This window comes from Cellulosilyticum sp. (assembly GCF_982396655.1).
In genome coordinates, this window is record NZ_CEVXFV010000038.1 from 1 (window position 1) to 26,834 (window position 26,834).

Here is a 26,834-nt window from a genome sequence, read left to right on the forward strand (position 1 = left end):
GTACGGTGGTGTGAGAGGTCGGATAATCAATTAATGGTTATCCTCCTACTCGATTCAAAAAGAAAAGGCGGATTTTATTAGGGCAAATAAAATGCAGTTTTGTATAATGAGGAATAAAAATCATAAAAATGGTAGAAAAATTAAGTATAAAATAGTAAAATAAAAAGAACCTGTAAGATTTGCCGTCTACAAAACAGGTTCTTTGCTATAGTATGTTTTCATGCCTCTATTATAGCATAAAATATAAAAAAGTATAGTGGAGGATAAAATGAAGATTAATATTCCAGATTGTTTTATAAATGACTCGGAAGAGTATATTACTATACCTGCAATGAGACGTTTTTGTGATCAGCAGCAAATAAAGGCTGGATACCTTAGAGATGAAATAATAAATAGTATTATTACTTTTGCAGAAGAAAGTGAAGAAAATTTAGTTAAATTTTCGAGTTGGATTAATAAGGTTTTAAAAGAAGGAATAAAACATATATATTTAAAAGAATATGTTATTAAAAATCAAGTTCTACTAGAAGGTTTAAAAAATCCTAATATGGTAGATAATATACTTAAACAGAAATTTCCTAATTGTCCTCAAGTAGATATTTATATGAGTAATGCAACTAAAGAATTATTGCTTCAAAAATATACATATAAATTAGAAGATGATGAGGTCAAAGTGATTTACTTTGAATTTGTGATTAAATTGATACAAGTTAATAACAAATTTATTAAGCAGACAATTTCGTATCCTATTTATGTTGATATGGATTTAGAGAATGGAGTTATGCAAATTAGAGCAAAGTCCAAAAAGGGATTATTTTTATATACACCAGATTTATCTACTGAAGATAATTTAAAACAAAATGTAGATGTTTTATGCACAAAAGTAAGTAGAATTATTAGCCAATCATTTGAAATAGAATATTTGAATAGAAATGACAGTACAAATAGATTCAAAAATTATATATATAATCTTTTTAATGACTCTACTTTTACACCTCAGTTTATAGCAGACTTAGTAAGCGGATATTCAGCTAACATAGATACATTTATTAGTCATATACAAAATGAATTCAAAATAGACGATACTTATTATACTCATATGAAAGAAGATCTGAATATTTTTATTGAAAAATACTTATCTGTAACCAGATTAAAAAAAGAAGATTTGCAAAAAGATAGAGTATTTTATCCGATAAAAACTTCATCTACAGATATTGAACAGACCAAACATTCTACTACAAGTTCTAATCATGAGCCGTTGCAATGTAAAGAAAAGTTTTTTGATACCAAGAAGTCAATTCAATCGTCAAAGAGTTGTGATTCAGTATCTTTTTGTCACGCTAGACAACAAAATAAATATTTTGGAAGTGAACCATTCATTATTTCATTTGAAGTAAGTAAAGGTTGGTGTATAATAAAATTACCAAGATATGTAGAAGAGGAGGATATTCAGTATGTACTATCCAGATTTATTAACACTTAGTTGTTATAATGTTATGAAACCATTTATTGAGCAACTGGATGTATGGCTTGCATCTTTACCATCTTCTATTGCAGACCGAATTACCGTTGAAAATATATCTAATACTTTCGGAGTTCAATATGAATTAGTAAAGAGTATGCTAGATGAATTATGTAAAATAGGAGTGTTAGAACACAGTTATGCAATAACATGTCCAGAATGTGAATTTACATTAAAAATTACGGATAAAAAAAATTTAGTAGAGGATTTATCAAAAATCATATATTGTTATGAATGTGAACAAGACATTGAGCCAACAAGTGATGATATATTTATCATGTATAAACGTATCAAACAGCCTGATAGAGCGTATAGTATTTTAAAAAGTAATACTGTTGCTAAAATAGATTTAGATATAAAAAATTCTTTAACGAAAGGATTAAATGAAGATATAAAGGTAATAGATTCTTTTTACTTCGCCCCTGATGTAAATGAGTATAAAAAGTTAGAGCATTTATTTACAGCTCTTGATGCTGATTACGGAGCCAATACAACTGCAAAAGGGGCTGCTTTAGATAAATTTATTTCATATTTATTTGAAATAGTACCAGGTTTTGATACTTCAACTGAACTTAGGAAAAAGAAGAATGTGAATCAAATTGACTGCTGTATAAAGAATAAATGTATAATAAAACATAGTATGTTTGAAGTAATGGGACCAGTTTTTATTATGGAATGTAAAAATGAAAAAAGTGTGCCAGGAAATACTTATTTTAATAAATTGGTATCAATTATGGATACAATGGGAATTAAATTTGGAATGATAATTTCTAGGATTAAATGGGCGGCTACTTGTGATGATTTGGCATGGGAGAAGTATTTAAAACATGGTATAGTAGTAGTTAACCTATATGATGATGATTATAAAAGTATAATATATGATAAAAAGAATCTGTTAGATATCATACATAATAAGTATATAGATTTAGTTACTCATTCTAGTAAGCAGTTGTTTAAATAAAATAATAGTTTGAATAGGAATAAAGGTTTATGGCCATGCTCTAATGAAAGGGTGTGGTCTTTTTATGTTTAATAAGTTCATTGGAGAGCTTAAAGAAGTTAATTGGTGGTCAGTACTTCCAATAGGCACTGAATTTGAAGTTATTATAATTGCATCTTATATTATTCTTATATTATAATTCACACTATCTACAATTTTTGACAAAATTTTTATATTACTATATGTTATTATTTATTATACTTTTTAACATGGAGGGATTTCGAATGAAAAGAAACTTATTTACTATGCTTGTATTAGCACTTGCAGTATTATGCACAGGGTGTGGAAATGAGTCGGCACTGCAAGAACAAATACAAAATCTACAATCTGAAAACGAGAGTTTAAAGAATGAATTGCAAACTTATAAAAACAATGAAGAAGCTGAAAAAGAAAAGCAGATTAAGATTGAAGAAGAAAAAAGTAAGTATAAACAAATAAAATTAAATGAGGTGTGTACAGTAGATGGATATGGTGAATTTGCTATTTCATCATACGCATTAGCACAAAAGATTGAGCCCCCTAATCCAACATCATTCTATACATACTATGAGGTTAAAGACCCAGCTGAAACATATCTTGACATAGTACTTAACTTCAAGAATACTTCAACTATAGGTATTAATGCTGATGAAATAACAAATATGAAGGTAATATATGGTGATGGATATGAATATAGTACATTTTCTACAATAGAAGAATCAGGTGGAACAAACTTTACGTATTCAAATATAACTAAAGTAGAACCACTTAAATCAGCTAATCTACATTATATAGCGACACTTCCAGTTGAAGCTAAGAGTAGCAGTGAGTCAATAAAAGTTCAATTCAGTATATATGGATATAACTATGAAATATCATTAAGATAATTAAAAAGACCAGTAGCATTTCAATAAAACGCTACTGGTCTTTTTTTATTGTGCAAATATCTCCTATGTCACAATCTAGGTCTAAGCAGATACGCTCTAGTACAGATACGCTTACACTTTCTCCTTTTTTGAACTTTGCTATAGTGGTCCAACTAATACCAAGTTTTTCATTTAGGTACTTTCTATCCTTATTTCTTTTACGCAACATTATATCTAATCCAATATAATCAATCACTGAATCACCCTCTTAAAATAAAGCTACCATAATTAGTAAAAAAATTCTATAAATCTAGTAATAAATAAAGATAACTCCACATATATGTAGATTGTAGGTATAAATGATGGATAGAGAAAGGATGATTATATGGAGAATATCTGTATAAATAATGGATACTTTGCAACTAAAGTTAAAACAGCAAACAAAGAATTTATATTTGAAAGTAAAGTTACAAAAGCACTAGATAAGTATGAAGCTAATTTGATACTAGATGGATATAAGTATAAAGTAGGTGTAGGAAGTAATGACTTAGAACTGGATAAGACCGTAAGCTTTACGCAAAAGGCTTGTATAAGTTATGCGATTAATAAAGCTACACGAGATAATGAAGTAAGAGTAATGAGTGCATTACCTATTAATTCATACAGTAATGTAACAGCTAGGGAGCAATACAAAGAATGGATATTAAGTTTGAACCATGTAAAAGAATGCGAAGTATATCCAGAAGGTGCTGCGGCTACACTCTGTGATTTATCTTGGTATAAAAATAAATTAGTATGTCTTATGGATGTTGGCGGACTAACTATAAATTGCATGATTTTTGATAATGGGAACCTAGTACCTGGTACAGCTTTTAGTTGTCAATTAGGGGCAATAATGCTAGAGAATAGATTTAGAATGGCATTACAACAAAGTGAGTTAGTAAATGTACCAGATTATCAACTTAAGTATTTAATAGATAATCCACAGTGTCAGAATGTTATAGATGAATATGTAACAAAAATAAAACATGAGCTTAAGAAGATGAATTACCCAACAAATATCCAATACCGCTTTACAGGCGGTGGCTCTATAAAGTACGCAAATGTATTTAGAGAGAGTTTTGACAATGCCTACTTAATACAGGATGCAATCTGGGAGAATGTTAGAGGTCTTTACTTGTTAAGTGAGGTGATTTGGAAATGAAAATAGAAGTTTATATTCCAGATCATGAAGTAGAGCTTATAGGTAAGGTACTTGAATTAAAACATAAAAGAAAATTAAGTAGTTATGTTGTAGAACTACTCAAGAAAGAAGAAGAAGGAATTACAGAAGATAAAGTGATAGAACTTATAAAAAAATATGCAGAAACAAAAAATACCTCCACAATGGGAGGTTTGGAGAGTAGTATTCAATCAGTTTTAGGTGGTTTTAAAGGGTTATAATACCCACTCTGCTTTAAGCGTGCTACTTCTCGGCTACGCCTTCGCATTCGCTACACTTCAAGCGTATGCTAATAAATTTTAAAATATGCATGTTTTAACCAGTTTTATAAAAATAATTGTGCTGCACAAGCAACGGTATAGCAAGCAACATAACCACAGAAAAAGTAAAACATATTATCACTTCCTACTAAAGATTTTTAATAAGTATTAACACTTTCAAGGAGGTATATACATTATGTTTGATAACTTTTTAAATGCAATAAATACACAAGGGAATAACGTACTAGGGGTTATTCGTTTAGGCGGTTATTTTATAGCAGCAATTGGCACCACTTTAGATATTACCAAGAATATGAGGAAGCAGGATATAGCAGGTATGGTTTCCACACTCATTAAATACGGTTGTGGAGTTGGAGTGCTTTATGGTGTTACAAAATTTTTTGATTGGATAATAGTTTGCGTAAGCTAGGAGGTAATATTATGTTTAAAGCGATTAGCATAGGATTAGCAGTTACTATTTTATCTAATAAGACGATTTGCGAAATAGTTGTAAGCACTGGTATAGTATTAAGATTATTAAAAGTTAAGGCAGGTACGCAAATAGCAGTATCAGCTACAGTTGTATTTATACTTGTTACAATGATTAAGGCGATAATATGAAAAGCATGAAAATAACTAAGTACTTTGAGATAGTTAATCCAACTTATGCTATTTTGCAAGTGATACCACATTCTAGTTGTAGGAATTATAATACAAGTTCTATTGCTAAGGTAATATCTAGCATGAAAAGGTACATAGGAAGAAAAGAAAAAAAGTATGTAATTGAAAGCCAGCTCAAATGTACGTATATGATTGATATTTATAAAGATGATGTAAGATTTTACTTTGTAGTACCAGTGCAATACAAGTTGATGTTAAAAGAGAAAATACAAGATACTTGGAATAAGGCAACAGTTAAAGAAGTGGATCAAGTAGAATCTTTTAGTGTTAATAGTGTTTTTTATCAGTTAGAGTATAAGCTTAATAATGCTATGTCATTAAGTGTAGATAAAAAAAGCAATGCATTGCTTAATAGTTTATTAAATGTAGTTGATATAATGGAGTTTGGTGATAGAGTAACAGTAATGTATAATTTTACTCCATGTAGTCAATATGGATGGAATAGCTCGGCAAGAAGGATACATGAAGAGTATAAGAATAATATCCCTATTCCACACACAAGTAATGCAAAAAGGTTTATTTTTAATAGCATTATTAGTGCTCTGGAGTTTATAGGAAATGTTGTAGATGGACTTTTTGGTAATAAGATAGATAATCCTTTTAAAGAATTAAGCGAAATCTTTAAAGAAAATGTGAAAAAACTCTCAGCAGAGACATTAAGAAAAGCTAGTGATATAGTGATAAATAGTCAAATAGCTATTATATCTAGTAGTGATGATAGCACTAGGGCAAATAATAATGCCCTAGTATCTTGCAATAGTTTTTATAGTGTTAATGGTGATAACGAACTTGAATACAGCAAGGTCAGAACGTTAGAACATATAGCTATTAATAAGATAGGTGTAGATGAAAGTAGTAGCTTAATACAGTTACCTGGTCGTGATTTACTTGAACGACATAAAATAAAGCATGTCAATATACAAGAGACTATTGTTCCTCAAGAATTACAAAAAGGATATATTAAAATAGGTAAGTCAACTTATAAGGGGAATACAGTACAGACATATTTTAGTAATGATAGAGAAATAGCTAACTTGCCAGTAATATTATTGGGGCCTATGGGAGCCGGTAAGACGTTTCAAAACTTACAATATGCAAAAGATGTGATAGCTGCAGGTGAAGGATTAATTGTAATTGACTATATTAAAAATTGTGACCTAGCTAATAAAATTGAAGCTATAACGCCTAAAGAACGATTAATAGTACTCGATATGAGCCAAGAATCAAGCCTACAAGCTTTTGCCTATAATGAGTATAAAGTACAAGGGAATACACCTTTTGAACGCATAGAAAGTGCAAATTTACACCAGCAGCAAGTAACTAGCCTCATAGATGCAGTATATATTGGTGAACCCTTAAGCGGACAAATGAGAAAGTTCTTCACTTCTGCTGCTGATATAGTTCTTATACATGATAAAATGAGTTTAAGGGATGTAATAAAGGTACTGGAAAACCATGAAATAAGGAATAAGTTCATAGCAAAGGTTCCAGTTGAATACTTACCATACTTAAGTGATCAGATAGAAACATTAAGGCAACTAGATGACGTAGATAAGGCAGGTAATGTAGTAGGTACAAAATATTCAAAGATAGAGCATATCATGGACCGAATAAATGCTCTTAGGGAAGATGTAAGAATGAGGCTTATGTTTAATAGGTCAGCTGATACAAACATAGACTTTGCTAAAGCCATGGATAATAGCAAGGTAATACTTATTAAGATGAGAGCTGATAAGTTTAGGAGTCAACATGTAAGAAATGTATTAACCACATTTTTTATTAGTAAGATATGGCTTGCATGTAATATTAGAGGTGCATATCAAGAAAAGCCTTTAAGATACCATCTGCTGCTTGATGAAATATTTCAGGCACCAACAACTTATAAGGCATTGGATAATATATTAAGAGAGTGTAGAAAGTTTCAGCTACGTTTAGTGTTTACAGCACACCAGTTAATTGACCTTAAGGAGTTGAATGAAGGACTTAAGAGTGCAGGGGCTAGCTATGTATTAATGCAAAAGACAGCTAAAGAGAATTTTAAGTGTTTAGAGCATGAATTTAAACAACATGGCTTTACAGTAGATGATTTATTAAACCTTAAGAGATACCATAGTTTGAATCTAATCTCCTATAGTGGTGGGTACTCAGCATATGAAGCAGACTTATATAATTCATAAAAATAAGTATTAATCTAGTTTATGTATGCATAAACTCATACAACTTCGAGTTATTGCATACATAAACTTTTATAAACTCGTTTTAAATTAGTTTATGTACTACAGAAATCACCAAAGTAAAGTAAAGTAAAGCAAAGTAAAGTAAAGTAAAGAAGAGTAAAGGAAACTCCGACTAGCGGAGGTTGTTGTTGTTGCATTATATATAGTGAATATTTTTATTTACATAATGTATTTAGCATAGTATAATTTTATTGATTATAAAGTCACATTACTTCTATGTGATAATAATATTTTTCATGATTAATTCCTCATTGTATATTTAGTAATCATTTATTTTGTTTAATACATAGATTTTTTTAAAAGGAGAATGGTTATGAAAAATAAATTAGCAGAAACAGAACTTAAAGAATGTATCAAAGAAAATATTGAACACATTCCAGAACATGTTATTTACATAGAAGTTAATGGAAAGCTTACTTATAAAAAAATAATCATAAAAAATGGTCACTGTAAGATATAACTACAGTGACCATTTATATATATAAGCAATACACAATTATGATTTATAACTAACATATTACTAACAAATGGTGTATAAATGCATTGAAAATACGTAACTCCTGTTTATAAAATATGAACGGAACGAAAAGAAGGCCAAACCCCAATGGCCTTCTTTTTTTTGCTTTCACTAGAGTCAATGTATTTACGAGTCGGCTTCGTAATTAGGGATTAAAGCATGTTACGAAGTAAGTCCTCTAGTGTATCTCTTTTTCTAATTTGTTTTACATTCCCATTTGATTCAATAAGGATTTCAGCAGGTCTAAAACGTTGATTGTAGCATGAAGCCATACAGTAGCCATATGCACCTGCGTCCATCATAGCAATAAGGTCACCGCGGCAAGCCTCTGGTAGCATGCGGTCTTTGGCTAAGATATCACCACTTTCACAGATGTTACCGACTACAGTAAGTGGTGAAACAGATGGACTTTTTTCTTCTTGTGAATAAAGTTCAATATCATGGTGAGAATCATACATAATAGGTCTTTGAAGTGTATTGAAGCCAATATCTGTACCTAAGTATTTATGGTCAGCATTTGTTTTAGTCGCAGTGACCTTACCTAGAAGTAAACCTGATTCACAAGGAATATAACGCCCTGGTTCGATTTGAAACTGAATTTTTTTGCCATACTCAGCTGAAAATGCTGAAAGAACGGGATCAAGTTTTTCGCCAAGTGCATGAATATCAAGACGTGCTTCGCCGTCTTGTTTGTGATAAGGAACACCGAAACCGCCACCAAGATCGATAAACTCTAGATCTTCAAATTGTCTTGCAATATTTAAGATAGAGTCTAAACTTGCAATATATGGGGCATAATCCATAAAGAGTGAACCAATGTGTTGATTGATACCTGCTAAAGTAAGATTATAAGTTTCAAGAATACGTTTTACTTCAGGAATATATTCTGGGTTTACACCAAATTTAGTTTTTTTACCGCCTGTTACGACTTTTTCACAGTGTCCTGCGCCTACACCAGGATTAAAGCGAATGGCTACTTTGCCACCAGGATTAAGTTCCCCATAAAGTTTAAGCTGATCTAAAGAATCCACACTTGTCATAACGCCATGGTCGATAGCAAATTGCATATCCTCAGCTGTTACGTTATTTGGAATGAAGAAAAGTTCTTCTGGTTTGAAACCGCTTTGAAGTGCAAGGTAGATTTCACCTGGACTCATGACATCTGCATGTAAGCCTTCTTCATGAACAATGCGTAATAGATGAATATTTGTATTGGCTTTAATAGAGTAATGGGGTACGAAATTTTCGTAGCTTACTAGGTGTTTCATTTCACGACAGCGTGTTCTTAGAATATCTTCATTATAAACATAAAGTGGACTACCATATTGTTCGATTAAATTATAAACATCATGACCTTTATAGAAATTTGTTTCTTTTGTAAAAATACCATGTAAAGTATGCATAATTATCCTCCTCAAAATATTATCAAGCTTGTAAGCTTATCATATCCAGTGCTGTTGTAAAAGATGAACGCATAAGGCGTACAAGAGATTCGTTTGTAGAATAAAGGCACTGAGCATTTTCTTCAGATAAGTCGCCTGTTATAACTGTTTTTGTATCAATAATCATATAAAACCCTTCAATTGGACGAGTGTGCACATAAGTTTTAATATGACTATCTAAGTGAAGGGGGGCTTCACACATGATGATCACCTTATGATTACTACTTATTTGAGTTAACTCATTTTGGAGCAAAATGATATCCTTTGATGTGCTCATGATATAAAGATGAGATTCACAAAGTAAAATGTGATTTTTAATTTTATTAACCACATGTTCATAGCCGCGAATTGTTAAATAAGGCTCGTTTACCGTAACGCTTTTTGGGAAATAAAGTTCAATTTCTGCAAGTGTATTTTTCATTTCACGTTTTGTAGTAAGAAGTAACTCTTCTTTAGAAATAGGAATATATTTAGTAGACTCCCCCTCGGAGACAAAACATTTTCCTTTATCTTGTAAACTGTATAGAGCAGCATAAACATTTGAGCGCGAAATACCAGTAAGTTTGGCGACCTCGTAGCCAGTTAAACTACCGTGCTGACATAAAGTAATAAAAACAGAAGCTTCAATAGGCGAAAAACCTAATTTATAAAGTGTATCATTAAAATGCATTGCAATTCTCCAGTAGTAGTTTTATTTAGTACTACTATAAAATAAATAGTGTCCAAAGTCAATAAAATATAGAAAATATAAAAGAATTTAATGCATAATACATTATATGCGAAAAATGTGTTAAAAAACAACGATTAGTAGGAGATAAGCTAAAAAACGCAAAAATTGTAATTATAAAACTGCAATTTGTATTTCTAAGATGTATCTCTTATAATAAAAAATACATATCTTATCTTTATAATAAATAAGGTTGTTTATACTATGGTTTTAAAAAACTATGTTACAAAACAAAATATAGCGATAGAAAGGGTAGGTCATGGATATATTTGAATATATGAATGAAAAGAAAGGCCAAGAGGAGTCTCCTTTAGCATCACGTATGAGGCCTACTAAACTTAGTGAAATAGTAGGGCAGAGACATATCTTAGAAAAGGATAAACTTTTATATCGTGCAATTTTAGCAGATAAGTTGCAATCACTTATATTATATGGTCCACCAGGTACAGGGAAGACAACTATTGCAAAAGTCATTGCAAATACTACAAAAGCAAATTTCATTGTATTAAATGCCACGACAGCTGGAAAAGGTGAGATTGTAAAAGCTGTAGAAGATGCTAAAGTAGCAAGAGGAATGAGTGGGAAAAAGACAATTATTTTTGTAGATGAGATTCATCGCTTTAATAAAGCCCAGCAAGATGCATTATTACCTTATACAGAAGACGGTACGATTATTTTAATAGGTGCAACGACTGAAAATCCTTATTTTGAGGTGAATCGAGCCCTTATTTCTCGTTCTTTAGTGTTTGAACTTTTCCCCCTTACATCAGATGATATTAAAGAGATTATTAAAGAAGCAATTAGCAGTAAGGAAAGAGGGCTAGGGGCATATAAGGCAGAGATTACTGAAGGAGCTGCTACTTATTTAGCACAGCGTACGGATGGTGATGCGAGAAGTGCCTTAAATGCATTAGAGCTAGCCGTTATGACGACGGAACGTAGTGAAGATGGCATCATTCACGTAACAGTACCAGTTCTTGAAGAGTGTATGCAGAAGAAGGCGCTTCATTATGATAAGAAGGGTGATAATCATTATGATGTTATTTCTGCATTTATAAAAAGTATGAGGGGTAGTGATCCGGATGCAGTGACACATTATTTAGCACGTATGATTGCTGCAGGAGAAGATCCTAAGTTTATTGCAAGACGTATTGTGATTTGTGCGAGTGAAGATGTCGGCAATGCAGATCCTATGGCGTTAGTAATTGCAACGAATGCTATGCTTGCAGTTGAACAGATAGGAATGCCAGAAGGACGTATTATTTTAAGCCAGGCCGCATTATATGTAGCTTCGGCACCTAAGAGCAATGCCGCATATAATGCTATCAATAGTGCAATCAGTGATATTGAAACATGTGATATTGGTACGGTACCAAACCATCTCAGAAATCACCATTATAGTAACCTGCAGACATTAGAACATAGCGGGAATTATTTATATGCCCATAATTATCCACACCATTATGTGAATCAGCAGTATTTACCCGATCCTTTAGTGGATAAAAAGTATTATGAGCTTACAGAGGAAGGCTATGAAAAGAAGATGAAAGAAAGTCTTAAAGAAAGAAGAGGCGAATAAGGCAAAAAAATAAGCCTCTTTTAAGAAGAGGCCATAAAGCTTTTGATGTCTTTAATTGTAATGCATCCTAAAGCAAACAAAAGGACAATGTAGAAGCTAGCAAGTAGGAGTATACCTAATATTGTGCCAATGACTAAAGAGCATGCAGATGCAATATAGTGGCGATAAATGAAAATGGCACCTAAGCTACTAATAACAGCAGCTATAGTAGGTTGTATAATCCAGCCCATCAGGTTGATAGGGAGAGAAATATTCCTAAGAACCTGCCAAAGAAGGAGACAGCTAATAACACCAGATTGAATGAGCATGGCAATAACGAAACCAACTATACCTTTTTGAGAAACTAATATCTGGATGGCCAAAATGCAAAGCAATGAACCTATAATATTAGTTTGAAATGTTTTCTTTTGAAGCCCGAGACCATTCATAGCACCAGTTAAGATGTTTTGTAAGTATAGGAAAGGACAGATAATAGCCAGTAGTTTTAAAAGATTACCTACCTCTTCTAGTTTATAACAAGCAAGTCCTATTTCTTTAGGAAAAGAGAGGAATAAGGCTGTGGCACCAATTCCAATTAAAGATGAAAACTGAATAGACATTGAAAGTGTACGTTGAAGTCTAGGTTTGTTGTTCATGGCTACAGATTCAGAGATTGCAGGAACTAAGGCTGTAGCAAGTGAAGAAGTTACCATAGAAGGGAAAAAGAGCAGTGGCAGTGCCATGCCGCTAAATTCACCATATAAACTAAGCGCACCACTAGAAGATAATCCAAACTTTTGAAGGCCGATAGGAATAAGTATATTTTCAAGTGACTGTAAAGCAGAGGTCAAAAAACGATTTGCAGTAATAGGTATAGATAGTGCTAAAAGTGTATTAAAGGTAGGCGAAGTATGTAATGTGACTGGCGTAAGCTTAATTTTACGTTTTTTAAGGCAAAATGCTGTATATGAAAGAATAAGAGAACAAACTTCTCCAGCACACATACCGATTACACCTAAAGCACATATGAATTCAATACCTTTTGAAACAAAGAAACTTGCGCACATGTAAATGGCAAGCATACGGCCACATTGTTCAACAATTTGAGCAAGTGCGGTAATAGACATTTCTTGACGGCCTTGAAAATACCCCCTTATACAACAAGCGGTACTCATGAAGGGAATACAAGTAGCGAGAATTTTAAGAGACATGGTTGTTATAGGTTCATGAATATAATAGGTGGCAATAAAGGGTGCAAACACATAAAGTAAAACTGAAAGTAACAAACTAATAGGTAGAGAAATAAGTAAAGAAGTTTTTAATATATGTATAGCATTACCTTGTTCACCCTTAGCTATTTCTCCGGCAACCATTTTAGCGATAGCTAAAGCAATGCCTGCGGAAGAAGCCGCCCAAAGGAGCATATAGATAGGAAAGAGAAGTTGGTAAAGCCCCATACCTTCAGCACCCATGACATTAGACTGATAAATTCTAAAGCCAAAGCCTAGAAGTCTGGTAATGAGGCTGGCAATGGTCAGAACTAGGGTGCCTTGTATTAATGATTTTTTGCTCATTATAATCTCCTTTCTGTGGCTGATAAAAATATACTATTACAATCTATGTGGACAAAGCTAAAAATATGAAGCTTATCCATAAAAAGTTAATGATAAGGAAGGGTTATTGGTTGAGAATAGACAGAGAATTAGATATAATAAGCAATAGGGGATTTTAAGTGGAGGTGAAGTCATCGTGGAAGTAATGAATTGGAAACAAATTTTATTACCATATACACAAGCAGTAGAAGAACTCAAGGTGAAATTTAAAAGTATAAGAAGTGAATTTATAAGTTTAGATGAATATTCACCTATAGAGTTTGTAACAGGTCGTGTTAAAAAAATATCTAGCATATTAGAGAAGGCAAAGAAGAAGCAAATTCCAGAAGATCAGATAGAAGAAAAGATAGAAGATATTGCTGGAATTCGTATTATGTGTCAATTTGTAGAAGATATATATAAAGTGATTGATATTATAAGAGCAAGAGACCGTAAAGATTTAGTTATCGTTGAAGAGAGAGATTATATAACTAATACAAAAAGCAGTGGGTATCGTAGTTATCATATTATCATTAGATATCCAGTGCAAACTGGACATGGTGAAAAGTGGATTTTTGCAGAAATTCAAATTCGTACACTTGCTATGAACTTTTGGGCAACGATTGAACATTCTTTAAGATATAAATATAAACAAAATATGCCTAAAGAAATCCAAGAAAGATTAAATAAAGCCGCAGAAGCAGCTTCTTTACTAGATCAAGAAATGGCAGAGATTCGAGAAGAAGTTTTAAAATGCCAGGAATCTTTCCAACAAGAGTCTAATTTAATTGGAGATATCTTTAGTAGTATTCAGTTTTTAAATAAAAAGAAAAATAAAAAGGACATGAATGAACTTTACGAAATGTTTTGGTCATTATGGGAAGAAGGCGATATGCATAAACTCAAAGAATTTAGTGAGAGTTTAGAGCATACTTTATAAAAATAAGCATTAAGGTATATATTCTAGATAGGGAAGGCAGTTACAAATCTAAAATAAGAGGAGAGAGTGAAATTGCCAATTAGGGTACCTAATACATTACCAGCAATAGAGATATTACAAAAAGAAAATATATTTGTAATGGATGAAACAAGGGCGATTACCCAAGATATCAGAGAGCTTAAGATTGGTATTATGAATTTAATGCCTAAAAAGAAAGAAACAGAAGTACAACTTATCAGGCTTTTAAGTAATACACCATTACAAATAGATCTTACTTTGCTAAGACCTATATCTCATGATAGCAAAAATACATCAGAGGAGTATTTACAAACTTTTTATAAAACCTTTGATGAGATTAAGGATGAGAAATATGATGGTATGATTATAACTGGTGCGCCGGTTGAACAGTTGGAGTTTGAAGAAGTTACGTATTGGGAAGAGTTAAAAGAGCTCATGGAATGGACTAAAACACATGTAACGTCTACGTTCCATATTTGCTGGGGGGCACAAGCTGGGCTTTATTATCACTATAATATTCCTAAATATAATTTACCTCAAAAGAAATTTGGGATTTTTAAGCATCATGCAGTAAGTTTTGAAAAATTACTTCAAGGATTAGATGATATTGTTTACATACCTCATTCTAGACATAGTGAAGTAAGAACTTCAGATATTGCAGTATGTGAGGACTTAGAAATATTATTAACCTCTAAGGAAGCTGGCCCTACACTGATGTGTTCAAAAGATGGTAAACGCATTTTTATGACAGGACACGCTGAGTATGAAGCAAATACTTTAGAAGAAGAATATTTAAGAGATTTGAAAAAAGGTTTATCAATAGAAGTACCAGTTAATTATTTTAATAATGATTGTAGAGAAGACGGTGTTAATGTATGCTGGAGGTCTCATGCTTATACAATCTTTTCTAACTGGTTAAATTATTATGTATATCAAGTCACACCGTATAATTTATCTGAAATTAGATAAACATATCTATAAAAGCATGTGTACTTGTTATACGATGAATAGCTTGTTATAATAACATTATATGGAATAATAAGGAGCTGATTGAATGAGTTGCAGAAAGTGTAGCATGAGAGAGATACCATTAACAATGGAGGAGGTAAGGGAATTTATGAGACAAGAAAAAGCTAAAAGAGGAATGCTGTTTGGTGTAGTTATTGGCATCGTACTTGCATTAGTTGCTGTTGTTTTATGGGTAGCACATCGTAAAAGTAAAGATTTAGAAGAACATTATGAGTACTTTGATGAAGATTTCGAAGATGAATTTGATGATGAAGATTATGATGATCTTGATGAAGATCTTTATGGAGATGAAGATGCTAGTACAGAAGGCGTAGAATATGTAAAAATCAAAGATTTTATGAATTACGATCAAGATGAAGCACATCAAGATGATTTTGCAAGTAAGGAAAAACAAACAGCTTCTGAAAAAACAGAAGAAGTAGAAGAAGAAAAATAATAGTAAACAGCTCTTAATGAAAGCGTATATCACTACATAAATATGATGATATACGCTTTTTTTGTATAAAAAATTATAGTAATAGTTAGTTAAGGTCTTAAAAGGAGTGTTAGGAAACTATTAATCTGTTTCATAGTACTCCTTTTTGTGATGGAGAAAACTTAAACGTATGATTTAGTGTACTTAAAAAATCTGGGATTATTAACTTTATTGTAACAAGTATATAATTTGTTAATTAAAAAACAGAAATATAAGTTTAAAATGCAAAGTTTTTTTAAGTATATTTAATGAAAACATTGACTATACTAAATAAATATTATAGTATTTTTATAATAAACAATTTAATACTTTTCAGAAAAATTTGCACCATATGCACTAAATAGTTACTTAACTTAAATATATATTAAAGTTACTTAAAGGTAATTAACCCATCGTGCAAAAAGGGTGAAAAGTATAGTATGGGGGGATAGAACTTGAAGAAAATAGGTAAGTGCAAAGTAAAGAAAAAGTATCTTGCAATGTTCACACTACTTAGTATGTTATTTGAAGTTTTTCCGCAACAGCTGGTGTATAGTCAGACATCCCAAAGTTTAGACACCTATATGGATGATTTATCTTCGTATACAGAAGTTAAGCGTTATGCAGATTATTTGCCAGAAGAAGTAGCTTCACCGAGCGAGGAGGTTGCTATTGAAGCAGAGAACTATGTACGTAGTGATGGCATGGAAGTAAAGGTTTTAACGGATTATGAAGGACAAGCAGGTAATAGTATTTTTACAGAAGAAGAAGGCCTTGTAGAATGGGAGGTCAATATTGAAGAAGAAGGATATTATAACCTGGACGTATTGTACTATCCTATTGAAGGAAAGAGTTCAGATATTCAAAGAGGCATTTTTATTGATGGGCAGCTTCCTTTTCAGGAGGCAAGTATCATAAGCTTTAATCGCTTTTGGGATAATGAAAGAGACGAGATAGAAGTAGATAATCAAGGAAATGATTTAAAACCTAGTCAAGTAGAGGCACCAGAATGGAGTGAGATGCTTGTAAGGGATTCAAGCGGATACTACAATAAGCCTTTTGAGTTTTATTTTTCAAAAGGTGAGCATACGATTACATTTGTTTCTCAAAGGGAGCCAATGGTAATTCGTAAGATTACATTAAAACCTAGAGAAGAAGTGATGAGTTATGAAGAGAAAATGGCAGAATATACAGCAAAGGGTTATGAAAAGGCAAGCGGGGAGACAATTACTATAGAAGCAGAAAAAGCAAGCCTTAAGTCTTCGCCAATGCTTTATCCAGTAACAGATCACTCAAGCCCAGCCATTACACCTTATAGTCCATCTGAAATCAAAATGAATACTATAGGGGGAGAAAAATGGAATACATCAGGTCAGTGGATTGAATGGACTATTAATGTACCAGCTACAGGGCTTTATGAACTAGGGTTAAATCTCAAACAGAACTTTATAAGAGGTATTCCTGTTACGAGAAAGCTAACAATAGATGGCAAAGTGCCATTTAAAGAAGCCGAACAACTTACATATAAGTACGACAGCAACTGGCGTACAGAGTTTATTGGAGATGGAGAAAATCCATATTTATTTTACTTGGAAGAGGGACAACATACTTTAAGACTAGAAGCAACACTAGGAGATTTAGCGCCACTTATTAGAGAAGTAGAGCTAGGGGTTAAAAATTTAAATGAACTTTATCGTAAGGTAATCATGGTAACTGGAGTAGAGCCAGATAAATATAGAGATTATCAATTAACAAGTGTATTACCTGATGTTATTGAAGGGTTTGGTGAAGAAAGAGACAGATTAAATGAGGTTGCTAAAAATCTTCAAGAGCTGGTAGGGGGCTCAAGTGATAAGGATGCAATCTTACTTACAGTTGCAAAACAAACAGATATGTTTAATAAGGATATTGAAAAGATTATTTCAAGACTTGCAGACTTTAAGCTTAATATTGGTACATTAGGTACTTGGCTAATTGATATGCAAAAAGCACCATTACAAATAGATGCTTTGTATGTTGTGGCACCAGGGGGAGAATTACCTAAAACTAATAATTCCTTAGCAAGTCGCATGTGGCATAACGTACAAAAATTATATTACTCATTTATTATTGACTACAATGCCATTGGAAATGTCAGTGAAGACAAAGAAGCACGAACAATTACTGTATGGGTTCCAACAGGTCGTGACCAAGCGAATACCATCAAAGCACTTATTGATGAAAGCTTTACGCCTGAAACAGGTATTAATGTTAACTTAATGTTAGTTCAACCAGATGTGCTTTTAAGAGCAACACTTTCCGGGGAAGGCCCTGATGTAGCTATGCAAGTTACAAATGATGTGCCACTAAACTTTGCAATGCGTGGGGCAGCGATTGATTTAAAACAGTTCCCAGACTATGACCAGGTCGCAGAGCGATTCTATGATAGTGCGAAAGTGCCATATTCATTTGATGGCGCTGCGTATGCATTACCTGAGACTGAGACATTCTTTATGCTCTTCTATAGAAAAGATATTTTAAAAGAATTAGATCTTGAGGTACCTAAAACTTGGGATGAAGTAAAAACATGTTTATCTGTCCTTAGCAAAAATAATATGGAGGTAGGATTACCTGTTATTAATGTTTTAAATGCAGATATGGTTTATGGTAATTTCCTTTATCAACAAGATGGACAATTTTATACAGATGATGCAAAAGCTTCTGCATTAGATAGTGATACAGGGGTTAATACTTTCAAAGAATGGGTGAAGTACTATACAGACTATACACTAACGAGAGAGTATGACTTTGTAAGTAGATTTAGGACAGGAGAAGTACCAATTGGTATTGCAGATTACCAGACCTACAATACACTCCAGGTATCAGCACCAGAAATAGATGGTTTATGGGGATTCACTACAATGCCAGGCACTGTAATGGAGGATGGCAGTGTCAATACAAGCTCAACAGCTGGTGGTACAGGTATGATTATTCTCGAACAATCAAAAGATAAAGAAGCAGCTTGGGAGTACCTTAAATGGTGGACTTCAGAAGAAATTCAAGTACAGTATGGTCGCGAAATGGAAGGCTTAATGGGTGCAGCAGCAAGATATCCAACAGCAAATAAGGCAGCACTTTCTAAGTTACCTTGGCCAATTCAAGATTATAAGAACTTAGAGGCACAACTTGAAACAGTTAAAGGTATTCCACAAGTACCAGGTGGTTACTACACAGCTAGAAATGTTAACAATGCTTTTTACAAGGTTGTAGTAGATAAAGAAGTTGGTGCAAGGGAAGCTTTAATGGATGCTGTAAGATATATTGATGATGAGATTACCAATAAGCGTAAAGAGTTTGGATTAGATGAGTAGTGGGGAGGGGAAATGATGGGAAAACCAAATGAGGCAGATGCCTTAAGCCTAAATCCTGGTATGGGTAAGAAGGCAAAGAAGGAACACACCTTATGGAAAGAAATGAAGAAAAATAAACAGTCGTATTTACTTCTAGCACCATACTTTATATTGTTTATCGTCTTTACAGTGCTACCAGTACTTATTTCTATCTTTTTCAGTTTTACGAATTTCAATATGTTAGAGATGCCTACCTTCGTAGGTTGGGATAACTATACAAGGCTATTTTTAGAGGATGATATTTTCGTCATTGCTGTTAAGAATACATTGCTTTTTGCAGTTATTACGGGGCCAGTTAGTTACTTTGCTTGTTTCGTATTTGCATGGATTATCAATGAATTAAAGCCTAAACTTAGGGCCCTCATGACACTTATTTTCTATGCACCATCTATTGCAGGTAACGTGTATTTTATATGGTCTATTGTATTTAGTGGTGATCGACAAGGGTACATGAATGGTATTTTATTAAATATTGGGCTGATTAGTCAGCCAATCCAATGGTTCAAAGATGCCAAATATATTTTGCCGATTTTAATCGTTGTGCAATTATGGCTCAGTCTTGGAACAGGGTTCCTTGCATTTATTGCAGGTCTTCAGACTGTTGATAAATCTCTCTATGAAGCTGGGGCTGTGGATGGCATCAAAAATAGATGGCAAGAGTTATGGTATATTACACTCCCTTCTATGAAACCGCAGCTGATGTTCGGAGCCGTTATGCAGATTACACAGTCATTTGCTGTATCCGATGTATCGATTCAGCTTGCGGGTTCGCCTAGTGTTAACTATGCGGGTTCTACAATCGTTACCCACCTTATTGACTATGGTACTTTAAGGTTTGAAATGGGCTATGCGTCAGCAATTGCCACAATATTATTCTTAGTTATGATTGTGACAAATAAACTTGTTCAAAGATTATTAAGAAAGGTGGGAAGCTAGAATGAAAAAGAGAAGACTTTTAAAGAGACGCCAGAAGCGTCTAAATCGTTCATTAGGCGGCGATATTGCACTTTTCTTATTCTTAGCCGTTGTTGGTGCCTTTATGGCATTGCCACTGATATATAATTTAAATACTGCTTTTAAACCACTTAATGAACTTTATAAGTTTCCACCAACGATTTTTGTACATAATCCAACGACAGATAACTTCTCAGATTTAGGCGTAATCTTATCTAATTCATGGGTACCACTTAGCAGATATATCTTTAATACAGTTATTATTACAGGATTTAGTGTAGTGGGACACGTTATACTTGCATCAGCAGCGGCGTATCCATTAGCTAAGCATAACTTTCCAGGTAAAAATGTATTGTTCTCAATAGTTGTATTATCACTTATGTTTTCTTATAACGTTACAGCTATTCCTAACTATATGATTATTTCAAAATTAGGTATTAACAATAATTACTTAGCAATCATTTTACCTGCTTTTGCAAGTTCATTAGGACTTTATCTCATGAAACAGTTCATGGAGCAACTTCCTGATTCGCTCATTGAATCAGCTAGGCTTGATGGTGCCTCTGAATTTAAGATTTTCTGGACCATTATCATGCCAAACGTTAAGCCAGCTTGGCTCACACTGATTATCTTGATGTTCCAACAAGTTTGGGGAAATACAGGTGGTTACTTCTTAAGAGACGAGCAGCTTAAACCCCTTAACTATGCGATTAACCAAATTGCGCTTGGTGGTGTAGCCAGGGCAGGTGCAGCTAGTGCAGGTGCATTAATACTGATGAGTGTGCCAATTTTACTTTTTGTATTTAGCCAAAGTCGAATTATTGAAACGATGGCAACATCAGGTATGAAGGATTAAGGGGGGGTTAAGGTGAAGAGAAGAAAACAACTACTAGTATTTTGTATATGTTTTTTACTTATATGTACACAAGGCCTAGTAACCTATGGTAACACGCTACCATATCAAAGTTATACCTATGATTACTGGGAATATTCAGTACCTACACCAGTTCCTTATACACCACTTAAGAGTATATCTGGTGAAGAGTTAGGGGTTGGTAAGTTTACATTACCTACAGATCTTGTTGTAGATGATGATGAAAATGTTTATGTGTTAGATTCTGGTGATAACCGCATTGTTGTATTTGATAAAAATTTTAAGCTTATTAGAGAAATATCAAGCTTCGATAATGCAGGCACCTTAGATACCTTTAATAATCCAAATGGCTTATGCATTAGTAGTCGTGGCACATTATATATAGCAGATACGGATAATCATCGTATTGTAGAAATGACACCGCAGGGGAAACTTAATCGCATTTACACCGCACCGCAAGATGCAACATTAGGTGCAGATTTCGTCTTTATTCCAATGAAGGTAACTGTCGATTCTGCAGATCGTGTATATGTTGTGGCTAAAAATGTCTTCCAAGGCCTAATTAGTTTTGATGATACAGGAAAATTCTTAGGTTACTTTGGGACGATTAAAGTAGAAGTAAGCCCTATCGATTGGTTTTGGCGACTGATTGCAACTAAGGAACAGCGTGCAAAGATGCAGCTTTTCATTCCAACGGAGTTTACCAACGTAGATATTGATGATGAAGGTTTTATCTATGCCACTAATGTTGATTATACAAATGAGGAAACCATTAAAAAACTTAATCCAAGTGGTAAAAATGTACTCATTAATTATACAAACCGTAAGATTCAAGGGGACTTGGAGTATCGTATGAGTGGACCATATAGTGGCCGCAGTACTTTTAATGATATTAAATATCGTGACAAGGGAATTTATAGTGCGTTAGATAGCAAGAAAGGTAAAATCTTTACTTATGATAGTGAAGGACATCTTCTCTATGTATTTGGGGGGATGGGTACAGCACTTGGTATGTTTAAGAAACCAGTAGCCTTAGAATGTAAAAATGATAATATATATGTCTTAGATGAAGGGCGTGGGGAGATTGTTGTATTTGAACCTACCAAGTATGGCAAATGTATCAATACAGCTGTTTCACTAAGGTTTGATGGGGATGAAACAAAGGCTGTTACTTATTGGGAAGAGGTGCTGAAGTTAGATGCTAATTATGAACTTGCTTATGTAGGTATTGGTAAATCTTATTTAGCAGCAAACCGTAATAAGGAAGCTATGGATTATCTTAAAAAAGGTATGGATAAGAAATATTATTCTGTAGCCTTTAAGCGCTATCGAAATGAAGTTTTAAAAGATAACCTAAACAATATTATGACAGGCATTTGTATCATCATTGTTATTGTAATCGGTGTAAAAGCTTATAAAAAATATAAATTCAAAGGAAAGGGGAAAAAGGTAGATGCTTAAAAAATATTTTAAAAATCCATTGTATACCCTTACCCATCCTGTAGATGGCTTTTATACAATGAAACATGGTCAAGGCAAGACGAGTATTATCTTTGTAAATTTATTTTTATTTTGTATTTCGTACTCTTTTCAAAAGCAATATGCAGGCTTTGTAATTAATGAAAATAATCCGCTTTCTTATAATAGTTTGATGGATTTATTTACAATTTGCTTAGTCTTTGCACTGTGGTGTGTAGGAAATTGGTCCATTACAACACTGACAGATGGAGAGGGCAAGTTTAAGGAGATTGCTATGGCAGCAGCATATTCCTTAACACCTATGATTTTGACATTTATTCCAGCTACCTTACTTAGTAACTTGTTTGTAGAAGCTGAGAAAGAATTTTACTTTATTATAATGGGGATTGCAATATTTTGGTTTATCGTGCTTTTGTTTGTGGGGACTATGAGTGTTCATAATTATACCGTTGCAAAAACAGTTCAAACCATTATCCTCACCTTTATAAGTATTATGATTATTTTATTTATCATGTTACTAATTGGGTCACTGATGAGTCAGGTGTGGAACTTCTTTAGAAGTCTTTATACTGAAATCATATATAGGATTTAGGGGGTGCTTACAGTGAAGAAAAAGAAGAGAAAATATATTATTATTACAAGCCTTATTCTTTTGGCTATAGTAGGTGCCGCTGCTTATTTGAAGTATATCAATGTAAGCTATGATTATTCACATTTAGTGGCCGCCTGTGTCAAAGAAGAAGGTGAAAGCTTTAAGGCAGTTTCTGGGGGAGAAAGATTGCCAGGTATGAGCCTAGCAGCTAGTAATGACAGAATGAGCTTATATATTAATGAAGAAAATACAAGTATTGCAGTAAGAGATCAAAAAACAGGTGCAATATGGTATTCAAATCCTGTAAATGGGCAACAAGATGAGGCTGCTAATGGTACTGAAAAGGATTATATGGCTTCACAGATGAATGTGACATATTATGATGCAAAACGTAATGAGTGTACTTTTACAACCAATAAAGATAGTGTTTTAAAGGGGCAATTTGAAATAGAAAATATTCAAGACGGTGTAAGAGTAACCTATACATTTGGTGATTTAAGCTTAGGGGCAGATATGTTACCTAAATATATTACACCAGAACGTTTTGAAGAGAAAATTTTAAGTAAAGTAAGCGAAGCTTCAGCTAAAGAAATTAAAAAACGTTATGTAGATTCAAAAAATAAACAAGGTTTCTTGGAATTACTTGAATCTTGTAAAAAATCTGAGATAATAATAAATAAGTTATTAGGTATTTTAGAAGAAGCTGGATATACAGAAGAAGATTTGGCAGCAGATAATGAGGCAAGTGGTCATGAAATGAATCTTACAAGAGAATATTGTATTATTCCTGTAGAATATCGTTTGAAAGATGATAAACTCCTTGCAACAGTGCAAACTGATCAAATTGAAGAAACAAGCAATACACAAGTGGCTTCTATTGAACTTCTTAAATACTTTGGTGCAGCAGATAGCAAAGAGGAAGGTTACAGTGTCGTACCAAATGGTTCAGGTAGCTTAATTTACTTTAACAATGGCAAAGGTAACGAAGATAACTACATGCAAAATGTATATGGCAATGATAATGCAATCTATAACCGCTGGCGTACACAGGTGAGTGAAGAAGCAAGAATGCCTATCTTCGGTATGAAAGAGTCACAAGGTGCTTTTCTTACTTGCATTGAAGAGGGGGATACACTTGCAACTATTAATGCCAGTGTTTCTGGTAAAGTAAATAGCTATAACTCAGCTTGGGTTAAATTTACGTTAAGAAATAGTGACACCATGTATATGACAGGTGTATCAGGTGGCGAGCAAGATATGATTATTGTTGAAAAAGCTATGTATAGGGGGCCTTTAACACTTGCATATTGCTTCCTAGAAGACAAAGATGCCACTTATGTAGATATGGCACAGTATTATCAAGATAAATTAGTAGCAGAAGGCACATTAACCGCCCTCCAAGAAAAAGAGCAAATGCCATTTTATCTTGATTTAATTGGCGGTATTGAAAAAGAACTTTTTGCACTGGGTGTACCTTATACAGATGTTGTAGCCATGACAGATGCCGAAGAGGCAGAAGAAATTGTAGACACATTAAGTAGTGAGAATATTAATAATATCCGTATTCGCTTAAGCGGTTGGTTCAATAATGGTATTAATCATAATGTGGCTAAAAAAGTGAAGCTTGAAAAATCAGTAGCAAATAAAAAAGAGTTAAATGCACTTCAAGATAAGCTTCAAGGGTTAGGTGGAGACCTTTATCCAGAAGTAGGGTTCCAGCTTGTACCATACGAAGGCAAGAACTATACAGCTGTTAAAGAAGCTTCACGATATGTATTTGGTCAGGTATGTAGCTGGTCTACTTATAATCGTGCCACATTACGTATGACAAGTCCATATGATACTGCATGGTATATAGTGAACTCACCTAATGCATTGCCAAGCCAGATGAGTCAGTTTATTAAAAATTATGACAAGCTAGGACTTGATAATATTGCACTTCGTGATACAGGGGTATATCTAAGCTCGGATAAAAATAAGAGACGATCTATTGACCGTGAAACAAGCAAGCTTATTGTAAATGAACAAATGGGTAAATTAAATGAAACAAGAAATGAAATGATGGTAGTAGGTGGGAATGCTTATACGCTTTCATATGCAGATCATCTTGTAGATATCCCAACAGAAAGCAACGGCTTCTACATTGTTGATGAATCTATTCCATTTTATGAAATGGTCATTCATGGTTATATTGATTATGCAGGAACATCTATCAATATGATTGAAGGCTATGACAAGCAAGAAACGATACTTAATATGATTGAATCAGGTAGTGCACCATACTTTACATGGAGTTATAAATCTAGTAGTGAAGTACAGAACACAGCTTATGCAAGTTACTATTCAACATGTTATAAAGACTGGTTGGCAGATGGCGTAGAAATTTACAATGCAGTCAATGAAGCTATTAACCCTGTTAGAACATCTAAAATAGTAGGTCATGAAATTCTTACAGAAGGTATACGTAAGACAACTTATGAAAATGGTACAAGTATTTATGTGAATTATACAAATTCAGATTATGTAGCAGATGGCATGACAATCGGTGCTAGAAGCTATCAAGTAGGAGGTGCAACAAAATAATGAAGAAGAAAAATAAAAAAGGTCTTACATTAAAACAAAGGCAAATGTTATTTGGTTATTTATTTATTGCACCTTGGGTGATTGGATTTTCATTATTCTTTGCATCTAATTTAGTAGAAGCTATTATTTATAGTTTCAATAAGATTACCATTAATCCTAACGGGGGATTTTCTCTTACATATGTGGGGCTTGATAACTATAAATATGCATTTATGCAGCATGCTAGTTTTAATAGAACACTTGCTGAGTCTATTGGTAATAGTTTGCTAGATGTTGTGCTAATTATACCATTTAGTTTGCTTATGGCAATTTTCTTAAATAAGCGTTTCAAAGGAAGGGGGCTTGTGCGTGCAATCTTTTTCCTTCCAGTTATTATGGCATCACCAGCTATTACCTCAGCTATTGCGTCTACATTGCAAGCTGTTATGGGTGGTGTAGCAAGTAGTACAGGAGATTTCCAGCAGACGACAGGCTTTAATGTGACCTCTATGGTGTATACTTTTGCTGACCTTGGCATACCAGAGGTTTTGATTGATTATTTAGTCGGTGCAGTAGAGAGGGTTTATGACATTGTTAGAGCTTCAGGGGTACAAATTCTAATATTCTTAGCAGCACTTCAGTCTATCTCACCAGCTTTATATGAAGTGGCAAAGATTGAAGGGGCTACACCTTATGAAAGCTTTTGGAAGGTAACATTCCCAATGGTAAGTCCACTTATTTTAACAAATGTAGTTTATACAATTGTCGATTTATATTCACAAACAGATGTTGTAGAACTTGCTTCTACGGTAGCCTTCACAGAACAAAATTTTGGATTAAGCTCAACTATTTCATTGATTAGTTCAGGATGTATTTGTTTGGCACTGGCTATCATATGTGCACTAATCTCTAAGAAAGTATTTTATCAATCATAGAAAAG

The 26,834-nt window shown here is 33.3% G+C and carries 24 protein-coding genes; 20 read left to right on the forward strand and 4 right to left on the reverse strand.

Features of this window, described 5'->3' with window-relative positions:
* The first annotated feature begins 268 nt into the window (after positions 1-268).
* From AC1VAQ_RS14660 to AC1VAQ_RS14670, 3 genes are all read left to right on the forward strand, one after another.
* Positions 269-1,483, forward strand: a complete 1,215-nt coding sequence (locus AC1VAQ_RS14660) for a hypothetical protein (protein ID WP_479904079.1) — start codon at positions 269-271, stop codon at positions 1,481-1,483.
* Complete coding sequence (locus AC1VAQ_RS14665) at positions 1,455-2,483, forward strand: hypothetical protein (RefSeq protein WP_479904080.1); 1,029 nt, start codon at positions 1,455-1,457, stop codon at positions 2,481-2,483. The genes AC1VAQ_RS14660 and AC1VAQ_RS14665 overlap by 29 nt, the downstream gene beginning before the upstream one ends.
* Before the next feature lie 263 nt (positions 2,484-2,746).
* The gene (locus AC1VAQ_RS14670) at positions 2,747-3,388 is read left to right on the forward strand and encodes a hypothetical protein (RefSeq protein ID WP_479904081.1); all 642 of its coding nucleotides are present in this window, start codon (positions 2,747-2,749) and stop codon (positions 3,386-3,388) included.
* 31 nt (positions 3,389-3,419) lie between these two features.
* Here AC1VAQ_RS14670 and AC1VAQ_RS14675 read toward each other — a convergent pair whose 3' ends face one another.
* On the reverse strand, positions 3,420-3,623 hold the full coding sequence (locus tag AC1VAQ_RS14675; protein WP_479904082.1) for a helix-turn-helix domain-containing protein: 204 nt from the start codon (positions 3,621-3,623) through the stop codon (positions 3,420-3,422).
* A gap of 129 nt (positions 3,624-3,752) precedes the next feature.
* Between AC1VAQ_RS14675 and AC1VAQ_RS14680 the strand changes: the two genes are divergently transcribed.
* The 6 genes from AC1VAQ_RS14680 to AC1VAQ_RS14705 all read left to right on the forward strand — a co-directional run bounded on the left by AC1VAQ_RS14680 (position 3,753) and on the right by AC1VAQ_RS14705 (position 8,227).
* On the forward strand, positions 3,753-4,571 hold the full coding sequence (locus AC1VAQ_RS14680) for a hypothetical protein (RefSeq protein WP_479904083.1): 819 nt from the start codon (positions 3,753-3,755) through the stop codon (positions 4,569-4,571).
* The gene (locus AC1VAQ_RS14685) at positions 4,568-4,810 is read left to right on the forward strand and encodes a hypothetical protein (protein WP_479904084.1); all 243 of its coding nucleotides are present in this window, start codon (positions 4,568-4,570) and stop codon (positions 4,808-4,810) included. Before AC1VAQ_RS14680 ends, AC1VAQ_RS14685 begins: the two co-directional genes overlap by 4 nt.
* 235 nt (positions 4,811-5,045) lie before the next feature.
* A complete protein-coding gene (locus tag AC1VAQ_RS14690) occupies positions 5,046-5,279 on the forward strand; it encodes a hypothetical protein (RefSeq protein WP_479904085.1) in 234 nt (77 codons plus the stop codon).
* An 11-nt stretch (positions 5,280-5,290) separates the two neighbouring features.
* Entirely contained in the window at positions 5,291-5,470 is a 180-nt protein-coding gene (locus AC1VAQ_RS14695) for a hypothetical protein (protein ID WP_479904086.1), read from the forward strand.
* Positions 5,467-7,707 carry a type IV secretory system conjugative DNA transfer family protein gene (locus AC1VAQ_RS14700; protein ID WP_479904087.1) on the forward strand — a complete coding sequence of 747 codons (2,241 nt, stop codon included), beginning with the start codon at positions 5,467-5,469 and terminating at the stop codon, positions 7,705-7,707. Before AC1VAQ_RS14695 ends, AC1VAQ_RS14700 begins: the two co-directional genes overlap by 4 nt.
* A 373-nt stretch (positions 7,708-8,080) precedes the next feature.
* Positions 8,081-8,227, forward strand: a complete 147-nt coding sequence (locus AC1VAQ_RS14705) for a hypothetical protein (protein WP_479904088.1) — start codon at positions 8,081-8,083, stop codon at positions 8,225-8,227.
* A 209-nt stretch (positions 8,228-8,436) separates the two neighbouring features.
* Here the strand turns inward: AC1VAQ_RS14705 and lysA are convergent, their stop codons facing one another.
* Together lysA and AC1VAQ_RS14715 are read right to left on the reverse strand one after the other, a co-directional pair.
* Positions 8,437-9,687, reverse strand: coding sequence for a diaminopimelate decarboxylase (lysA, locus tag AC1VAQ_RS14710; protein ID WP_302597414.1), 1,251 nt, complete (start codon positions 9,685-9,687; stop codon positions 8,437-8,439).
* 22 nt (positions 9,688-9,709) lie between these two features.
* Positions 9,710-10,396: a TrmB family transcriptional regulator gene (locus AC1VAQ_RS14715; RefSeq protein WP_302597415.1), complete on the reverse strand. Its 687-nt coding sequence runs from the start codon at positions 10,394-10,396 to the stop codon at positions 9,710-9,712.
* Between the two features lie 316 nt (positions 10,397-10,712).
* On the opposite strand from AC1VAQ_RS14715, the gene AC1VAQ_RS14720 reads away from it, so the two are divergent.
* Positions 10,713-12,032 (forward strand): replication-associated recombination protein A, encoded by a 1,320-nt coding sequence (locus AC1VAQ_RS14720; protein ID WP_303243874.1) that lies wholly within the window; start codon positions 10,713-10,715, stop codon positions 12,030-12,032.
* Between the two features lie 20 nt (positions 12,033-12,052).
* Here AC1VAQ_RS14720 and AC1VAQ_RS14725 read toward each other — a convergent pair whose 3' ends face one another.
* The gene (locus tag AC1VAQ_RS14725; RefSeq protein ID WP_479904089.1) at positions 12,053-13,585 is read right to left on the reverse strand and encodes a putative polysaccharide biosynthesis protein; all 1,533 of its coding nucleotides are present in this window, start codon (positions 13,583-13,585) and stop codon (positions 12,053-12,055) included.
* Between the two features lie 184 nt (positions 13,586-13,769).
* Between AC1VAQ_RS14725 and yjbM the strand changes: the two genes are divergently transcribed.
* The 10 genes from yjbM to AC1VAQ_RS14775 all read left to right on the forward strand — a co-directional run bounded on the left by yjbM (position 13,770) and on the right by AC1VAQ_RS14775 (position 26,829).
* Entirely contained in the window at positions 13,770-14,543 is a 774-nt protein-coding gene (gene yjbM, locus AC1VAQ_RS14730) for a GTP diphosphokinase (RefSeq protein ID WP_330697544.1), read from the forward strand.
* A 72-nt stretch (positions 14,544-14,615) separates the two neighbouring features.
* Positions 14,616-15,530 carry a homoserine O-acetyltransferase MetA gene (gene metA, locus AC1VAQ_RS14735; RefSeq protein WP_302597442.1) on the forward strand — a complete coding sequence of 305 codons (915 nt, stop codon included), beginning with the start codon at positions 14,616-14,618 and terminating at the stop codon, positions 15,528-15,530.
* A 148-nt stretch (positions 15,531-15,678) separates the two neighbouring features.
* Positions 15,679-16,026, forward strand: coding sequence for a hypothetical protein (locus tag AC1VAQ_RS14740; protein WP_479904090.1), 348 nt, complete (start codon positions 15,679-15,681; stop codon positions 16,024-16,026).
* A gap of 473 nt (positions 16,027-16,499) precedes the next feature.
* Entirely contained in the window at positions 16,500-19,394 is a 2,895-nt protein-coding gene (locus AC1VAQ_RS14745) for an extracellular solute-binding protein (RefSeq protein ID WP_302597422.1), read from the forward strand.
* A 15-nt stretch (positions 19,395-19,409) separates the two neighbouring features.
* Positions 19,410-20,369 (forward strand): carbohydrate ABC transporter permease, encoded by a 960-nt coding sequence (locus AC1VAQ_RS14750; protein ID WP_330697543.1) that lies wholly within the window; start codon positions 19,410-19,412, stop codon positions 20,367-20,369.
* A 1-nt stretch (position 20,370) separates the two neighbouring features.
* Positions 20,371-21,243, forward strand: a complete 873-nt coding sequence (locus AC1VAQ_RS14755) for a carbohydrate ABC transporter permease (protein WP_302597423.1) — start codon at positions 20,371-20,373, stop codon at positions 21,241-21,243.
* 12 nt (positions 21,244-21,255) lie between these two features.
* Positions 21,256-22,722, forward strand: a complete 1,467-nt coding sequence (locus tag AC1VAQ_RS14760) for an NHL repeat-containing protein (protein ID WP_302597426.1) — start codon at positions 21,256-21,258, stop codon at positions 22,720-22,722.
* Positions 22,715-23,332 carry a Yip1 family protein gene (locus AC1VAQ_RS14765; protein WP_302597427.1) on the forward strand — a complete coding sequence of 206 codons (618 nt, stop codon included), beginning with the start codon at positions 22,715-22,717 and terminating at the stop codon, positions 23,330-23,332. The genes AC1VAQ_RS14760 and AC1VAQ_RS14765 overlap by 8 nt, the downstream gene beginning before the upstream one ends.
* Positions 23,333-23,344: 12 nt before the next feature.
* The gene (locus AC1VAQ_RS14770; protein ID WP_479904091.1) at positions 23,345-25,915 is read left to right on the forward strand and encodes a DUF5696 domain-containing protein; all 2,571 of its coding nucleotides are present in this window, start codon (positions 23,345-23,347) and stop codon (positions 25,913-25,915) included.
* Positions 25,915-26,829 (forward strand): carbohydrate ABC transporter permease, encoded by a 915-nt coding sequence (locus tag AC1VAQ_RS14775; RefSeq protein ID WP_302597430.1) that lies wholly within the window; start codon positions 25,915-25,917, stop codon positions 26,827-26,829. Before AC1VAQ_RS14770 ends, AC1VAQ_RS14775 begins: the two co-directional genes overlap by 1 nt.
* The last annotated feature ends 5 nt before the right edge of the window (positions 26,830-26,834 follow it).

Bases quoted from the DNA above. Each gene is read 5' to 3' on its own strand.
- AC1VAQ_RS14705 (WP_479904088.1), top strand. From the start codon at position 8,081: ATGAAAAATAAATTAGCAGAAACAGAACTTAAAGAATGTATCAAAGAA.
- AC1VAQ_RS14680 (WP_479904083.1), top strand. From the start codon at position 3,753: ATGGAGAATATCTGTATAAATAATGGATACTTTGCAACTAAAGTTAAA.
- AC1VAQ_RS14690 (WP_479904085.1), top strand. From the start codon at position 5,046: ATGTTTGATAACTTTTTAAATGCAATAAATACACAAGGGAATAACGTA.
- AC1VAQ_RS14755 (WP_302597423.1), top strand. From the start codon at position 20,371: ATGAAAAAGAGAAGACTTTTAAAGAGACGCCAGAAGCGTCTAAATCGT.
- AC1VAQ_RS14715 (WP_302597415.1), bottom strand. From the start codon at position 10,396: ATGCATTTTAATGATACACTTTATAAATTAGGTTTTTCGCCTATTGAA.
- AC1VAQ_RS14695 (WP_479904086.1), top strand. From the start codon at position 5,291: ATGTTTAAAGCGATTAGCATAGGATTAGCAGTTACTATTTTATCTAAT.
- AC1VAQ_RS14660 (WP_479904079.1), top strand. From the start codon at position 269: ATGAAGATTAATATTCCAGATTGTTTTATAAATGACTCGGAAGAGTAT.
- AC1VAQ_RS14720 (WP_303243874.1), top strand. From the start codon at position 10,713: ATGGATATATTTGAATATATGAATGAAAAGAAAGGCCAAGAGGAGTCT.
- AC1VAQ_RS14765 (WP_302597427.1), top strand. From the start codon at position 22,715: ATGCTTAAAAAATATTTTAAAAATCCATTGTATACCCTTACCCATCCT.
- AC1VAQ_RS14670 (WP_479904081.1), top strand. From the start codon at position 2,747: ATGAAAAGAAACTTATTTACTATGCTTGTATTAGCACTTGCAGTATTA.
- lysA (WP_302597414.1), bottom strand. From the start codon at position 9,687: ATGCATACTTTACATGGTATTTTTACAAAAGAAACAAATTTCTATAAA.
- AC1VAQ_RS14750 (WP_330697543.1), top strand. From the start codon at position 19,410: ATGGGAAAACCAAATGAGGCAGATGCCTTAAGCCTAAATCCTGGTATG.
- AC1VAQ_RS14740 (WP_479904090.1), top strand. From the start codon at position 15,679: ATGAGACAAGAAAAAGCTAAAAGAGGAATGCTGTTTGGTGTAGTTATT.
- AC1VAQ_RS14775 (WP_302597430.1), top strand. From the start codon at position 25,915: ATGAAGAAGAAAAATAAAAAAGGTCTTACATTAAAACAAAGGCAAATG.
- AC1VAQ_RS14665 (WP_479904080.1), top strand. From the start codon at position 1,455: ATGTACTATCCAGATTTATTAACACTTAGTTGTTATAATGTTATGAAA.
- yjbM (WP_330697544.1), top strand. From the start codon at position 13,770: ATGAATTGGAAACAAATTTTATTACCATATACACAAGCAGTAGAAGAA.
- AC1VAQ_RS14685 (WP_479904084.1), top strand. From the start codon at position 4,568: ATGAAAATAGAAGTTTATATTCCAGATCATGAAGTAGAGCTTATAGGT.
- AC1VAQ_RS14700 (WP_479904087.1), top strand. From the start codon at position 5,467: ATGAAAAGCATGAAAATAACTAAGTACTTTGAGATAGTTAATCCAACT.
- AC1VAQ_RS14725 (WP_479904089.1), bottom strand. From the start codon at position 13,585: ATGAGCAAAAAATCATTAATACAAGGCACCCTAGTTCTGACCATTGCC.